This is a genomic window from Promicromonospora sp. CA-289599, from assembly GCF_050936155.1.
Classification (GTDB): Bacteria; Actinomycetota; Actinomycetes; order Actinomycetales; family Cellulomonadaceae; genus Promicromonospora.
Genome location: NZ_JBNJNI010000001.1, coordinates 4088930 through 4102267, shown reverse-complemented (window position 1 = coordinate 4102267; position 13338 = coordinate 4088930). Strand labels below are relative to the sequence as shown.

The following is a 13338-nucleotide window of genomic DNA, read 5'->3' as shown; positions in this document are numbered from 1 at the left end:
CCGTCCGGAGCCGCGCGCCACAACCGGGATGCCTGTGGATAACTCCCTGCTCACCCGAGACATCCCGTACGAGCAAGTGGGCGAGCCTGCAAAATCCGTGCCGCCAGCCGAGGAGGGAAAGCGGACGGGACGCGGCGTCGCGTCCTATGGTGGTTCCATGACGATCTCGCATATCACCGTGGACCCAGCAGTCATGGGTGGCGTCCCGACGATCCGGGGCCTTCGCATTCCCGTTGCCACCGTCGTCGTGATGCTTGCGGACGGGATGAGCGCGGCCGAGATCGTCGCGGACCTGCCCGACCTGACGCCTGAGGACGTCACCGCTGCCCTGCGGTTCGCGGCCGACCTTGCCAGCGAGCGGCACGTCCCCCTGACGTCGGCCGCATGAGGCTCCTGCTCGACAACAACCTGTCGGTGCGGCTCGTCGAGCTCCTGTCGACCGCCGGTCACGAGGTACAGCACGTCCGCGACCTCGGGCTGGCCGCAGCCACCGACGCGGTCGTGCTCGACGCCGCGGCCACCGCGGGTCAGGTGCTCGTCTCCGCGGACTCAGACTTTGGCGCGCTGCTCGCGGCCGGGAACCGTTCGGGACCATCCTTCGTGCTGCTGCGGCGGACGAACGGCCGGCGCGCAGAAGAGCTTGCTCAGCTACTCGTTGCGAACCTCCCGGTGATCGCCAAGGATCTGGAGGCGGGTGCGATCGCCGTCGTCGGCGAGGACGAGATCCGCATCCGGTCGTTGCCGATCGGCCGCGCACGGGAGTCCGCGAACGACGCCTGAGCAGCGGCCACGGTTTCAGCCGGAGGTAGCGAGCTAGCCCTTCGACCACGACGTTTCCGAGCCGAGCGTCGACCAAGCTCGTGCGCGGCCGGCAGAGCCGGGCGTCCGCCAATCTCGGTTCGCAGGGCCCGCCGCTACGGTGGGCATGTGCTCGTCCTGTCCTGTCAGTCCGACGCGCCGTGGCTGCCCCCTGGCGGCCGCGCCGACGTCGTCGTCCACGAACCCCATGACCCGGCGCCCGGCCCGGTCGGGTTGGTGCGGCTGCTGGTCACCGACCCGGACGGCCGTGTCTTCTGCACGCCCCGTACCGGTGACAGACCGGGCTGGGACCTACCCACCGCCCCCGTGCCCGACAGCAACCCGCAGACTGCCGTCGACCAGCTCACCAGCGACGTGTTCGGACAGGCCGCGGCAACCCAGCTGATCGGCTTCGTCCGCAACACCGTCCCAACCGGAACCCGGTACGACTGGCCGGCACCGCTCGCGCACTTCGCCGTGTATCAGGTGCTCGATCACGCCATGCCCGTCCTCGACGGCGCATGGCTCGACGACGATGCCGCCGCCGAGCACCTGAGCGGACGGCACTGGTGGCCGCTCGTCGCCGTCGACCACGACAGCGCCACAGCACTGACCACGGAGCTGAACGTCGCATGGGGGTTGTGGCTGGATGACGTCGACCGGGACCGGGACCGGATCACGACGTCGGCGACGGACGCTCTGGTGCTCGGCATGGACTGCTCCGCTCTGCGCGAGCTGGCCGGCCTCGCGCCGGATGTTGTGTGGCCCGACGTCGACCGACTCGTCCGACAGGCCGCCACCGAGCTCGGCCTGCCGGCCCCGACGAAGGAACGCGCCCTGGACGCCGAACTCCAGCTCCTGGCCATGCGGGTCGCAGGAACCGCCGAGCCAAGAGCCCTGACCGCGTGGGCCTGGCGGCGTATCGGCTACGAACACCGGAGCGGGCTGGAAGCGCTGGTCCGGCTGGACGACGAGTACGGACTGCTCGACGAAGTCCTGGGCTACTGGGAGGTCGCGAACCGCAGCGCGGGTCTCGCCGCGCTGGACGACATCGTCCGTGCGGCTGCCGCCGCTGTCCTGGACGGTAAGCACGACCTGACCCGGTTCATGCCCAACCGCAGTCGCGAGAAGTCGACATGAGCCCCGCAGGCAATCCGGAGCAGAACGCGATCGACGGCATCGCCCAGCCCCGCACATCCCAAAGTGGCGCGCGCGAGAAAGCCGAGTCCTACCTCGACGGCTGGCGGCACCGCGGGCACAACGACATCCTCGTCGACCGGGTCGAGGAGCACTCCCGCGCATGGATCGCGTACTACACCACCCGGCGTTACCTGCAGACCGGGGACTTCACGGACCTACCGATCGGGGCATCCCCGATCGTTGTGGACAAGGTGACCGGCGAGATCCATGTGTACGGTTCGGCTCCGGACGAGTACGCGAAGTTCCTCACCTGGTGCGACAACGCCCTGGACCACCTGCACCGGACGAACGCACCCCTGCGCGACCTGCTCCACGGGATCACGCCGCACCAGCTCGTGAGCGCCGAGCTCCCTGACGATGCGGACCGCATGTTGCGCCGCGGCTGGATGATCGGGGACCGGAGCCAGCTCTTCCTTGCGCCGGGACCACGGACTACCGCGACTCCCACCGCAACGTCGATCAGGGAACAGGAATACGAGCACAACGACGTCTACCTGCCGCTGGACGACCTGGACCAGAACTACCCCCGGGCGTACACCCTTGACGCGCTGCGCCGAGGCTTCAGGTTCGCAGCGGGGGCCGTTCGCAGTGCGCCGGTCCCCACCGGGACACGGCTGTCAGCGATGATCTCGATGTTCGTCAACGACGAGGACGATGACTTCCACCTCCAAGGCTCACGCGTCCGGTTCTTCACCGACCGTGGTACCGGGCTCGAGTGGCTCGACGATCTCGAGGGGTTCCAGCACGAGGCCATCGCAGTGGTCGACCGTGAAGGCCTGGAAGCACTCGACCTCGCTGGGCGCAACTGACTACGTCGCCAGAGTCAGCGTTCGGCAGGATTAGGAACCCGTGCCGCAGCGGAGACTTGGCCCATGCCGCTCGACCTGGGCATCTCGCCGGAGGAGAAGGTTGTTACAGCGTGACTGCCAACCGGATCTCGTGCCTCGATCTGTGGGGGTTGGACATCGGGACGAACACAGTTGGCCTCGTTGAGGTCTATCTCGGTGATCTCGGCGGCCTGAGCGAGGCTGAGCAGTCTCATTGGTTGGCTCACAACGTTCAGCCCGAAGGAGCGATGGACGAGGGTCGATTCCGACGAGATTTCTTGAACCAGTGGGCGTCGTCGCCCGATCCGATCGGCGAGCTCCGCCGCGCCCGGACCCGGGCGGCAGAGGCAACTTCCGCACTACTCGGTGCTCCCGTATGGCGCTACCTCGATACCCAGACCAGCAGAGAATTTGAGGCGCTCCTTGGCCCGACGACGAACGATCCGTCAACCATTGCGGCGCCCACGATCATCTTGACCAAGGCGCTCGTCGATGGAATCGACCCCAAACCCCTCAAGAAATACTTGGGCGGCGCTCAACCAAATGAACGCTCGCTGTCCCTCCTGCGCCGGTTCCTTGCCGAGTTGGGAGACGCGGAAAACTCCGTCGAAGCGTTCACAGCTCTCCAAGGCTTCCGATCCGCAGGCGGAGTCGCGCACCTGGGCGGCTCGGGTGCGGCCGCTGCGCGACAGAACCTTGGGATTGATGGGATGACGCCACAAAAAGCATTCCTGACTATCACTGGGCGGCTCACCGCTGCTCTTCAACACATCACCGAGCTTGTGGAAGCAGCCGACCGCGCAAAGGCATAGACACACCGGCTGATCATGCACGGCCTGGGTGGTTCAGCGCGGTGAGGGACTCCATAAGAGCCCTTGTGGGCTCCCCGCTCGTCCTGGCCAGCCTGCCCTCCGCCCTGGGCGTCGTCATGCTCGGCTTGGGTCTCAGCCTGACCAAGGACGGCTTCCGCCGGGTTGCTCCGAACTGGTCCAGATTCGCGACACCGAAGTGGACTAGGTGCGTGTGCTGGGAGGCGCCTAACTTCGAAGACATGACAGATCAGTTTCCCAAGACCAGTTCAGTCCTCTCGATGCTGCTCTCGGCGACCCCGCCCATCCCGGCCGGTTCCGACGTGATGACAGCCACGGTCGAGCTGCCGCCTGGCGACCAGGGCACCCCGCCGCACCGGCACTCGGGGCCCGTCTTCGGCTACATGCTCGAAGGCGAGATGATCTTCGAGCTCGAGGGCGAGCCCGAGCGACTGATCAAGGCCGGCGATGCGTTCTGGGAGCCGGGCGGCGACCTGATCCACTACCGGGCCGCGAACAACCTGCCCGACGCGTGGAGCCGGTTCGTCGTGGTGATGATCTGTGCACCGGGACAGGACATGATGACGTTCCCGGACGCCGAGGAACTGGCGGCACGAGCCCACCTTCGCGCACCACGCGCAGTCGTCCGCTGAGGAGAACAGCAATGCGGATCTTCCTTGCCGGTGCCTCCGGTGTCGTCGGTCGCCGGGTGATTCCTGCACTGCTCGTCGAGGGCCACAACGTCGTGGGCCTTGCCCGGGGGCGCGACTCGTACGATGCGATCGACTCGCTGGGCGCTACGGCGGTCCTCGGCGACGTGTACGACGCGGCCACGCTCACCGAGACCGTTCGTACTGCCCGCCCAGACGTCGTGATGCACCAGCTGACCGACCTGGCCGCGGGTGACCGCACTGCGAACGCCAGGCTGCGCACCATCGGGACCCGCAACCTGGTTGACGCCGCGAAGGCGGCTGGTGTGCGTCGGATGGTCGCCCAGAGCATCTCGTGGGCTTACGAACCGGGGGCGGAACCTGCTGCGGAGGACACTCCCCTGGACCTGGCGAGCGGACCGGATCGGCGTGGCATGGTCGAAGGCGTCGCCAATCTGGAGAACGCCGTCCAGGAGATGCCTGAGTGGGTGGTCCTGCGCTATGGCACGCTCTACGGCCGGGGAACCTGGTACGAGCCCGGCGGCCTGATGGCTACGGCGGCGCGGGACGGACGGCTGCCGGCGACTCCGGACGTCTCGAGCTTCGTGCACGTCGACGACGCTGCCCGGGCGGCGGTGGCGGCCCTGCACTGGCCGTCCGGCCCGGTCAACATCTGCGACGACGAACCCGCACCCGGCTACGAGTGGGTCCCCGTGTTCTATGCCCTCGCGGGGCTCCCAGAGCCCACCCTGGTGGAAGGCGAACGTGCAGGCTGGGCCCGGGGCGCCGACAACACGCGGGCCCGCAAGACGCTGGGCTGGGTGCCGGGTCGAAAGTCATGGCGTTCGGGGCTGACCGAGAACTGACCATGCTCAAGCGAGGGTCTACCACCCGGTGACGGCGGCGCCGTCGAGAACCCGTGCGAGGACGTCGAGCGCGTGTCGCCACGAGTGCTGTGGAGGCGTGGCGTAACCGAGCACCAGCCCACCGCCGCCTCGCTCGGTCGAGTGCCAGTAGCCGGCGGTGTGCAGCCCCATCAGGCGAACACCAGCAGCCAGACCGGCGTCGACGAGGTGTTTCTCCTCCTGCTGCGAGGACAAGGGCAGCAGCGTGTGCAATCCGGCCGGGACCCCGTCGAGCCGGACGTTGGTCTGAGTGGCGAGCCGGGCAGACAGCTCGGCACGTCGCTTGCGGTAGCTCTGCCTGGCGCGCCGGACGTGCCGGTCGTAGTCACCGCGGTCGAGCAGGTCGGCCAGCGCGAGCTGGTCGGGTGCGCCGACCGTGGTTCCCATGGCCGCCATGGCATCCAGCACCGCGATGCGTAGTCGAGCCGGCAGGACCAGCCATCCGATCCGCAGCCCCGGCGCCAGTGCCTTGCTGGTACTGCCCGCGAAGACGACCCGGTCGGGCGCCAGCGCTTGCATGGCTCCTACGGGCCGCTTGTCGTAGCGGAACTCGCCGTCGTAGTCGTCCTCGATGACGAAGCCGTCCCGTGCGTCGGCCCAGTCCACGAATGCTGCGCGCCGCGCAGGGCTGAGCACCACACCACGCGGGTGCTGGTGTGCCGGCGTCAGCAGCATCGCACCCGCACCAGGGGCAATGCTGGCGGGATCCGCTCCCTGTGCGTCGACCGGCAAGGGTGAGGTCCCCAGACCGCCGGCGTGGATGATTCGCCGGTGGTGGACGAGCCCCGGGTCCTCTGTGGCGATCACGCCTGCACCGCAGCGGCGTAGCGCGTGCGTCAACAGCGCCAGGCTGTGCGCGAATCCACTGGTGATCACGACAGAGCGTGCGTCGGCCTGCACTCCACGTGCCCGGGAGACGTACGTCGCCACGGCCTCGCGCAGTGCCAGCAGCCCCGCGGGGTCGCCGTAGTCCATGCTGTGGTAGTCGGCCGCCGCCAGAGCGCGTCTGACGCTGGTCGCCCACAGGGCGCGGGGGAACATGCTGAGATCTGGCCTGCCCGGCCGTAGGTCGATGAGCTGACGCGTCACGAGGTCATGCACTGGAGCATGCGGGCCGGCTTGGGTTGGCGATGGCCTGGTCTCGGCGACGCGGGTGCCGGAACCTGTCACGCTGACCAGCCAGCCTTCCGCCGCCAGCTGGGTGTACGCCTCCACGACTGTGCCGCGTGCGATCCCGAGGTCATCGGCGAGACTGCGCGTTCCCGGCAACCGGGTCCCCGCAGGCAGCCGGCCGGACGCTACGGCCTTCCTCAGCGCGGCCTCGATAGACCGCGCCCGAGAGTCGGTGCCGGTACCGATGTCGATGTGCAGGTCGATGCCTGGCCTCTGTCGTCCCGTCATGCCCGTCGCTCGCCGGCTGCCGGTGTCGTGTCATATGCCTCGGTGAGCACGATGCCGTTCTCGGTCCAGCGCACCGAGGTGAGATCAGGGACGACGGCGTCACAGCCGAGCCCGCGTGCCGAGTCGCCGACGCCGAGCACAGCTCCCACCCCTGCGGCGCGTGCCGAGCGGATGCCGTGTGCGCTGTCCTCGAGCACGACGCAGTCGGCCGGGGGAATCCTCAGTCGTTCCGCCGCCCTCAGGTACGGGTCGGGTGCCGGTTTTCCCGCGGCGACGTCCTCAGCCGACACGAGCACGGTGGGCAGCGGGATGCCCGCAGCGGCCAGGCGAGCGGTGGCGAGGTCCCGGGACGCGGAGGTGACGACCGCTCGCGATGTCCCCGGTATCGAGGCCATGAGCTTGGCGGCGCCTTTGATCGCCACGGTCCGGTCGGAGGTCCTGATCTCGAGCGCATCGATCTCGGCTGTCGCGGGACCGACCTCGGCCGCGTGCAGGAACCGCGCGACGGTCTCACGCGACCTGCGCCCGTGCACGCTCGCCAGCACGTGGCTGGGGTCGAGCCGGTGCCGCAGCGCCCATGAGTGCCATGCCGCTTCGCCTGCGGCCTTGGAGTCAACGAGTACACCGTCGCTGTCGAACAGGACGGCACAGGCGTGCAGGACAAGGTTCATCGGATGCTCCCAGGACGAGGAGAGGCAGGTGATGTCCGCTCCGCACGACGCACCCTCAGTTCGGGTGGGTCGTGCGGAGCGGACGCGGGCTGTGGCGGCTAAGGGTGCCGGTGTCTGTCGAGCCATTCGACGACGTCGTCGGCGGCACCACCGTCGCTCCGGGGACCGAGGACCGTGTAGTGGTCTGCACCGGGGTAGAGCCTGAACTCGGCAGCTGTGCCACTGCCGCGAGCGTTACGGACGGCCTGCTGGGTCACCGCCTTCTTGATCGAAGGATCGGCGTCACCTTGCAGCAGCAGCATCGGCCCCGGGGTCCTGCCTCTGGGCACGCTCTGCTCGTCCAGCCATCCCTGCACCTGCAGTGCCGCAGCCGAGTTCTGAGGCGTGAACTGGTAGTCGTTCAGCTCTGTGCCGAGGTCGGCGGAGAACTCCTCCCAGATCTGGTCGGTGCATACCTGGCTGACCCGCGGCAGCAGGTCGAGGGCCTGCCTCCCGAGATATTGGTCGAACCGCAGGTCGGGATGCTCGGTCCGCAGACCGTGGAGGGCCAGCAGGTAGAACCCACGGTCGACAGGACCAGGTGAGCCGTACGAATAGGCCTGCCCGACATTGGTCACCGGTGCGAGCCCGATCGTGCCGCGGAAGTCCAGGCCCTTGCCGTAGGTGTGCGCCATCTCGCCCGCGGCGATGGCGGCCTGACCACCCTGTGAGTGGCCCACGCTGAAGTAGGACTTCGAGAGCGTCGGCTCGGCCTGGATGGCCGCACGCACAGCGTCGATGACCCCGCGCCCTTCGCTGTCGGCCACGATGTAGGGGTGGTCGCCCCTAGTACCCAGTCCCTCGTAGTCGGTCGCAGCTACCGCGTAACCTGCGTCGAGCAACTGTGTGACGAACCCGGCGTAGCCGAACAGGTCGACCTTGCCGTCCTCGTTCAGCGCGGTCGAGGGAGCGCACTGGTCGATGATGCCGCTGGAGCCGTGTGCCCACGACACGATCGGCCAGCCGTGCTCCGGCGCTGCTCCTTTGGGTGTGAGCAGTGCGCCGCTGACCACGATGTCGCGGCCGGACAGCGACTTCGAGCGATAGGTGATGCGGTCCGCTCGTTCGGCGGCCGCTGCTAGGGACGGGTCGAGCTCGTCGATGGCCTCGGCGGTCAGCAGCGTCCCCGCGCCGAGACGACCGGAGTCCGGCGCCGGCCGCTCCGCGATGACCTCGGGCCCGGGCCGGGCCTCGACCACGGTTGGGATCGTCAGGGGCGTTGCTGCGGTGGCCATCAGGACGATCGCAACGCCTGTTGCGGCGCGACGGATCCTGGCAGTGTGTCTCATGGTGGTCTTCCTATGGTCTTGTCTGACGGTGAGGGTGGGACGTTTCTCAGGCCATTGATCAGCCCCCTCCTCGTGGTGTGTCGCCTCGGCTGAGCTTGTCCTGGCCGGCGACCAGCCAGACCTGCGTCACGGACTCGTGGAGCACCTCAGCGGCAAGAAAGCCGACAGCCAGCTCGTCGTACCGCCCGATGAGCCATGGCACTCCGCCGACGACCGCCAACTCCAGGGCAGGGGGCTCGCCGCCCACGATGTCGATCAGGAGAGCTGCCACGTCCCTCGACCCGCGTACTGGTACGCGCAGGCGCCCGGCACCGGGGCCACCATCGGTGAAGACCTCGACGTCAGCGGACAAGAGTCCGATGACCGCCTCTTTGTCCCCGCCGCGCCATGCCGACCTGAGCTGTCTGAGGGCCGTGATGGGTTCGGTGACCAGCACAGCACGGTCGCGCCGCAGCCTCGCCCGAGCGGTGGCGACCAATCCTGCAAGATCGTCTTCGGAGCAACCCACGAACGTGGCCACGAGAGCGGTGTCGTGCGGGAAGGCACCGAGGAGAAGCAGAGCGGCGGCTTCCTGGGGGCCAAGGGCTCGCAGCGCGGCACGCAGGACGTAGTCGAGGATCGCCGCGTCAGCGTCTCGTCCACGCAGCGCGGTCACGGGTTCGCCGGCACTCCGCTGTTGACCTGGACGCGCGCCGCCCGTCGGTCGCGGGCAGCCGTGAGCAGGATGACGCCGATCCCCAGGAGCGCGACAACACCGTTGGCGAGAGTCAGGGTGATCGCTTCATCGAGAGTGAAGTTCTCCAGGTTGACCAGGTGGTAGAAGAAGTGCGGTACGGCGAAGATCGAGTACGCGAGTGCCGCGGGGACGACGAAGTGGGCTTTGGGCCGGACCAGGGCGATGCCGAGCAGCAGGGCGATGCCGAGGGTCGCGCCGCCGAAGTCCCTCGCGTAGTGCTCGCTGAACGGTGGTGTGAGATCGACTGTCGGGAAGTGGGTGTAAAACGTCTCGGGCGAGATGGCGTTCCATGCCCCGACGACAAGCTCGTCGGCGAACAGGACGGCCAGTGCGATGCGAATGATCAACGTCACAGTTCAGGCTCCTCGGTAGGCGTTCTCGCACGCACATCGGCGAGATGGCGCTGTTTCTGCGCCGTCTGGGCGCGGGCTTGCATCGAAGACCGCGCAGCAACCCCGGTTCGTGACACCGGATCTGTCACGAACGAGGTTCGCTGTGCGGTCTGAGGTGGTGACGCCGCCCTCGCGGCGGCAGAACAGTCGTCACCGGGAGAAGCACCATGGGCAAGCGAATACCTGCCGCACTCGCCTTCCTGATCGTCGCGGGTCTGTCCGCTTCACCGCTGGGCGCGGGGCAGGCCTCGGCCCATACGACCGTCGCTTCTGCGCAACCCACGTACAACGAGGCTCTCGACCGAAGACCGTCCTCGGTTGCTCTGACCTTCACCTCGGAGATCCAGACGGATGCCACCACCGCGACCGTCGTGGTCCAGGACGAGGACGATCGCGACTGGGCGGACGGAACCGTCCTCGTCACCGCGACCGGCGTCGAGCAGGCGCTCGACCCCGCACTGCCCGACGGGCGGTATCAGGTGCGCTGGAGCGTCGTGTCCGCGGACGGGGCCCCCCTCGACGGGAGCTACCGCTTCACCGTCGGTAACGTCCCACCGGAGCCAAACCCCTTGGACGTGCCGCTGACAGAGGGACGGTCGGACTGGTTCCGTGCTGTGGCGTACGTCTTGGTGGGCACGCTGCTCAGTGCGACCGCCTACGCCCTTTGGGCTACCTATCGCCGCAGGCCGTCCGTGTGACCGGGCTCCGGTCTCGGCGAGGCTCGTCGACGGCACGTGACTATGTGCCCGTGCAGAACGTGCCCACCGTCGGCAGACTCGTCGAGAACAAGCATGTGACCTTCGCTGACCCGACGGAAAGGACTACGGTGTCGCAACTGAGCCAGGCGGCCGAGGTATTCGAGAGCAACCGGCGACGGCTGTTCGGAATCGCCTACCGCATGCTCGGCACCGTGGCGGACGCCGAGGACATCGTCCAGGACGCGTGGCTCCGCTGGCAGGCGACCGACCGGTCCGTCGTCCTGAACACGGAAGCGTTCCTGGTCACGACCGTCACCCGGCTGTCCATCAACGCCGTGACGTCGGCCCGGGTGCGCCGGGAGTCCTACATCGGCCCGTGGCTCCCGGAGCTCGTCCCGACCGGCGACGACCCGTCCCTCGGAGCCGAGCGCGCCGAAGCGCTCAGTGTCGCGATGCTGACACTGATGGAACATCTCTCGCCGAGCGAGCGAGCTGTGTACGTCTTGCGTGAGGCGTTCGACTACCCCTTCCGGCAGATCGCCGAGGTCCTCGAGACCAGTGAGGCCAACGCTCGGCAGCTCGCCCGACGTGCCCGCGACCACCTCGCCGGCCAACGACGGGCACCCGCGCAGCGCCAGGAGATCTCCCGCCTGCTGGACGCCTTCCTGTCCGCAGCCCGCTCCGGCAACCTCGACGAGCTCGAACGGCTTCTCGCCCAGGACGTCGTCAGCATCTCCGATGGTGGCGGCAAGGTCACCGCCGCCCGTCAGCCCGTCACCGGCCGCGACCGAGTCGCCCGCTTCCTGCTCGGAGCCCTCCGGCAGTTCGGACAGGGCGCGACCTTCGAGATCTCCGACGCCAACGGCGGGTCCTGTCTTCTCATCAAACAAGGCAGTGAGCTGCTGGCCATGGCGACCGTCAGCTCTGGTGGGGGCGTGATCGACGGCATCTATCTGGTCCGCAATCCCGACAAGCTCGGCTCGGTGCAGTCCTCCTGAACGCGTCGACGGCAACGATGCCGAGGTCGCCGCAGGGGCGACGTCGACATCGTGACGCGGGCAACTGGCGCGGGCTAGCGTGCGGCGGTCCCGAGCCATTCGTCAAAGGACTGCTTGCCCAGGCGTGTGCCCGGGTCTGGCAGGAACGTACCTTCGCGCATGCCGCGCCCCCAGGCGCCCGGCACGAACACCTCCAGGACAGGGCGCGACCTGCCGGTCGATTGCAGGAAACGGCGAACCATGTCGCTCACACGTTCCGGACGCGGGCCTGCGAGGTCCGGGACCAGCCCGCGAGGCTCACCCAGGGCGATGCTTGCCAGCTCGGCCGCGACCTCGACCGCCGCGATCGGCTGTGCGCGCATCTGCGGGACGATCTGCACCGGCCCCACCCGACCCTGACTAATGAGGACCTCCGTGAGCTCATGAAACTGCGAGGCGCGCAGCAGCGACCAGCCGCCCGGTTCCGCCATGATCATCTTCTCCTGCGCGACCTTGCCCGCGTAGTAACTGGCGGGCACCTTCGCCGCGTTGACCACGGACAGCGCGACGTGGTGGCCCACGCCGGCCTCCCGCTCGGCCGAAAGCAGGTTGCGTGTGACGGTCTCGAAGAACGCCAGCGACTTCTTGGCCGAGGCAGTGTTCGTCGACGAGACGTCCACCACGGTGTCGACTCCTCGCAGCGCATCGGCGAGGCCGGCGCCGTCGAGCAGATCGACGCCAGAGGCTCGGGTGAACACGACCGGCTGGTGTCCCGCGGCGCGCAATGCGTCAACGACGTGTCGTCCGACGGTGCCGGTGCCGCCGGCCACGGCGACCTTCATGCTTCGAGAGTGAGAGTTCATGCCTAGTAAGACGACGTGGTCGTGCGTGATGTCAGGTGTTCGCCTGACATCCGGTCGTGCTGTCTCGTCTTCTAGGGGCAGGAGGATCCCATGACCAACGACGAACCGGCCATCGCCCAGGCACTCGCCGAGCGGCGGCACCTGATGTCACTCGCGTTCCGGATGCTCGGCACGATCGCCGAGGCCGAGGACGCCGTCCAGGAGACCTACGTCCGCTGGTGGCGCATGGGCAGCGAAGAGCGTGCAGCCGTGCAGGCGCCGCGCTTCTGGCTGCAGCGCGTCACGAGCCGCATCTGCCTGGACATGCTCGGCTCGGCGCGCGCCCGCCGCGAGGAATACGTGGGTCCCTGGCTGCCCGAGCCCCTGCCGTCCCAGGTGTTCTCCCGCACTGAGCTGGACCCGGCCGACCAGGTCTCGCTCGACGACTCGGTGAGTTCGGCGCTGCTGGTGGTGCTCGAGACGATGACACCCGCCGAACGAGTCGCCTTCGTGCTGCATGACGTATTCGCCGTCCCGTTCGACGAGATCGCCGCAACGGTGGGCCGCAGCCCAGGCGCCTGCCGCCAGCTGGCCTCCTCTGCCCGGCACCGTGTCGAGCAGGCACGAGAACGGCGCGCCACGAGACGTGAGCACGACGACGTCGTGCGAGCCTTCGCCTCGGCCGCGCGCAGTGGCGACGTCCAGGCGCTGATCGCGGTCCTCGACCCCGGCGCCGTCCTCCGCTCCGACGGTGGCGGGGTCGTCACCGCCGCGCGCCACCCGGTCGTCGGCGCTGAACGGGTGGCCCGGTTCATCGCCGGGGTCGTGCACAAGTACCCCGGTTGCGACGTGCTGGAGCAGGAGACGCACGACGGTCTCGGCTTCGCCATCTGGGACGAGGGCCACATCATCGGTGTCGTGACCCTCGATGTCTCTGAAGGGGTGGTGACTGACGTGCGTCTGGTGCTCAACCCGGAAAAGCTTTCATCCTGGAAGACGCCTTAACTCACAACGCTCCCAGCCATGTGACGAGCACGACTCCTTGCGCGGCATCTCGGTCCTGACACCCGGGTGAGCCACGTCGTCCTTATATGTGAGGCGCAC

At 68.3% G+C, this 13338-nt stretch carries 16 protein-coding genes; 10 read left to right on the top strand and 6 right to left on the bottom strand.

Translation table 11 applies throughout. The features are described from left to right. The first annotated feature begins 157 nt into the window (after positions 1-157). The 7 genes from ACQEVI_RS18205 to ACQEVI_RS18175 all read left to right on the top strand — a co-directional run bounded on the left by ACQEVI_RS18205 (position 158) and on the right by ACQEVI_RS18175 (position 5150). The gene (locus ACQEVI_RS18205; RefSeq protein WP_432901338.1) at positions 158-388 is read left to right on the top strand and encodes a DUF433 domain-containing protein; all 231 of its coding nucleotides are present in this window, start codon (positions 158-160) and stop codon (positions 386-388) included. Then, entirely contained in the window at positions 385-780 is a 396-nt protein-coding gene (locus ACQEVI_RS18200; RefSeq protein ID WP_432901336.1) for a DUF5615 family PIN-like protein, read from the top strand. Before ACQEVI_RS18205 ends, ACQEVI_RS18200 begins: the two co-directional genes overlap by 4 nt. A gap of 147 nt (positions 781-927) precedes the next feature. Then, entirely contained in the window at positions 928-1938 is a 1011-nt protein-coding gene (locus ACQEVI_RS18195) for a hypothetical protein (protein ID WP_432901335.1), read from the top strand. After that, complete coding sequence (locus ACQEVI_RS18190; RefSeq protein ID WP_432901333.1) at positions 1935-2807, top strand: YrhB domain-containing protein; 873 nt, start codon at positions 1935-1937, stop codon at positions 2805-2807. The genes ACQEVI_RS18195 and ACQEVI_RS18190 overlap by 4 nt, the downstream gene beginning before the upstream one ends. 110 nt (positions 2808-2917) lie before the next feature. Next, entirely contained in the window at positions 2918-3637 is a 720-nt protein-coding gene (locus ACQEVI_RS18185; RefSeq protein ID WP_432901331.1) for a hypothetical protein, read from the top strand. A 239-nt stretch (positions 3638-3876) separates the two neighbouring features. Continuing rightward, a complete protein-coding gene (locus ACQEVI_RS18180) occupies positions 3877-4287 on the top strand; it encodes a cupin domain-containing protein (protein WP_432901329.1) in 411 nt (136 codons plus the stop codon). Positions 4288-4298: 11 nt separating this feature from the next. Continuing rightward, positions 4299-5150, top strand: a complete 852-nt coding sequence (locus ACQEVI_RS18175) for an NAD-dependent epimerase/dehydratase family protein (protein WP_432901327.1) — start codon at positions 4299-4301, stop codon at positions 5148-5150. Between the two features lie 18 nt (positions 5151-5168). On the opposite strand, the gene ACQEVI_RS18170 is transcribed toward ACQEVI_RS18175, so the two are convergent. The 5 genes from ACQEVI_RS18170 to ACQEVI_RS18150 form a co-directional block, all read right to left on the bottom strand. Beyond that, positions 5169-6590: a PLP-dependent aminotransferase family protein gene (locus tag ACQEVI_RS18170; RefSeq protein WP_432901325.1), complete on the bottom strand. Its 1422-nt coding sequence runs from the start codon at positions 6588-6590 to the stop codon at positions 5169-5171. After that, complete coding sequence (locus ACQEVI_RS18165; RefSeq protein WP_432901323.1) at positions 6587-7261, bottom strand: HAD-IA family hydrolase; 675 nt, start codon at positions 7259-7261, stop codon at positions 6587-6589. The genes ACQEVI_RS18170 and ACQEVI_RS18165 overlap by 4 nt, the downstream gene beginning before the upstream one ends. A 98-nt stretch (positions 7262-7359) precedes the next feature. Continuing rightward, positions 7360-8535 carry an alpha/beta hydrolase gene (locus tag ACQEVI_RS18160; protein ID WP_432901321.1) on the bottom strand — a complete coding sequence of 392 codons (1176 nt, stop codon included), beginning with the start codon at positions 8533-8535 and terminating at the stop codon, positions 7360-7362. A 112-nt stretch (positions 8536-8647) separates the two neighbouring features. Then, positions 8648-9244, bottom strand: coding sequence for a hypothetical protein (locus ACQEVI_RS18155; RefSeq protein WP_432901319.1), 597 nt, complete (start codon positions 9242-9244; stop codon positions 8648-8650). After that, positions 9241-9678, bottom strand: coding sequence for a hypothetical protein (locus ACQEVI_RS18150; RefSeq protein WP_432901317.1), 438 nt, complete (start codon positions 9676-9678; stop codon positions 9241-9243). The genes ACQEVI_RS18155 and ACQEVI_RS18150 overlap by 4 nt, the downstream gene beginning before the upstream one ends. Positions 9679-9884: 206 nt before the next feature. On the opposite strand from ACQEVI_RS18150, the gene ACQEVI_RS18145 reads away from it, so the two are divergent. Together ACQEVI_RS18145 and ACQEVI_RS18140 are read left to right on the top strand one after the other, a co-directional pair. Further along, positions 9885-10415, top strand: a complete 531-nt coding sequence (locus ACQEVI_RS18145) for a copper resistance CopC family protein (RefSeq protein ID WP_432901315.1) — start codon at positions 9885-9887, stop codon at positions 10413-10415. A 128-nt stretch (positions 10416-10543) separates the two neighbouring features. Beyond that, entirely contained in the window at positions 10544-11413 is an 870-nt protein-coding gene (locus ACQEVI_RS18140; RefSeq protein ID WP_432901313.1) for an RNA polymerase sigma-70 factor, read from the top strand. 74 nt (positions 11414-11487) lie between these two features. On the opposite strand, the gene ACQEVI_RS18135 is transcribed toward ACQEVI_RS18140, so the two are convergent. After that, the gene (locus ACQEVI_RS18135; protein ID WP_432901311.1) at positions 11488-12234 is read right to left on the bottom strand and encodes an SDR family oxidoreductase; all 747 of its coding nucleotides are present in this window, start codon (positions 12232-12234) and stop codon (positions 11488-11490) included. 111 nt (positions 12235-12345) lie between these two features. Between ACQEVI_RS18135 and sigJ the strand changes: the two genes are divergently transcribed. After that, a complete protein-coding gene (sigJ, locus tag ACQEVI_RS18130; protein ID WP_432901309.1) occupies positions 12346-13239 on the top strand; it encodes an RNA polymerase sigma factor SigJ in 894 nt (297 codons plus the stop codon). Positions 13240-13338: the final 99 nt, after the last annotated feature.

Coding starts and splice junctions, on each gene's coding strand:
- ACQEVI_RS18135 (WP_432901311.1), bottom strand. CDS start 12,234: ATGAAGGTCGCCGTGGCCGGCGGCACCGGCACCGTCGGACGACACGTC.
- ACQEVI_RS18170 (WP_432901325.1), bottom strand. CDS start 6,590: ATGACGGGACGACAGAGGCCAGGCATCGACCTGCACATCGACATCGGT.
- ACQEVI_RS18160 (WP_432901321.1), bottom strand. CDS start 8,535: ATGGCCACCGCAGCAACGCCCCTGACGATCCCAACCGTGGTCGAGGCC.
- ACQEVI_RS18200 (WP_432901336.1), top strand. CDS start 385: ATGAGGCTCCTGCTCGACAACAACCTGTCGGTGCGGCTCGTCGAGCTC.
- ACQEVI_RS18205 (WP_432901338.1), top strand. CDS start 158: ATGACGATCTCGCATATCACCGTGGACCCAGCAGTCATGGGTGGCGTC.
- ACQEVI_RS18165 (WP_432901323.1), bottom strand. CDS start 7,261: ATGAACCTTGTCCTGCACGCCTGTGCCGTCCTGTTCGACAGCGACGGT.
- ACQEVI_RS18175 (WP_432901327.1), top strand. CDS start 4,299: ATGCGGATCTTCCTTGCCGGTGCCTCCGGTGTCGTCGGTCGCCGGGTG.
- sigJ (WP_432901309.1), top strand. CDS start 12,346: ATGACCAACGACGAACCGGCCATCGCCCAGGCACTCGCCGAGCGGCGG.
- ACQEVI_RS18180 (WP_432901329.1), top strand. CDS start 3,877: ATGACAGATCAGTTTCCCAAGACCAGTTCAGTCCTCTCGATGCTGCTC.
- ACQEVI_RS18145 (WP_432901315.1), top strand. CDS start 9,885: ATGGGCAAGCGAATACCTGCCGCACTCGCCTTCCTGATCGTCGCGGGT.
- ACQEVI_RS18190 (WP_432901333.1), top strand. CDS start 1,935: ATGAGCCCCGCAGGCAATCCGGAGCAGAACGCGATCGACGGCATCGCC.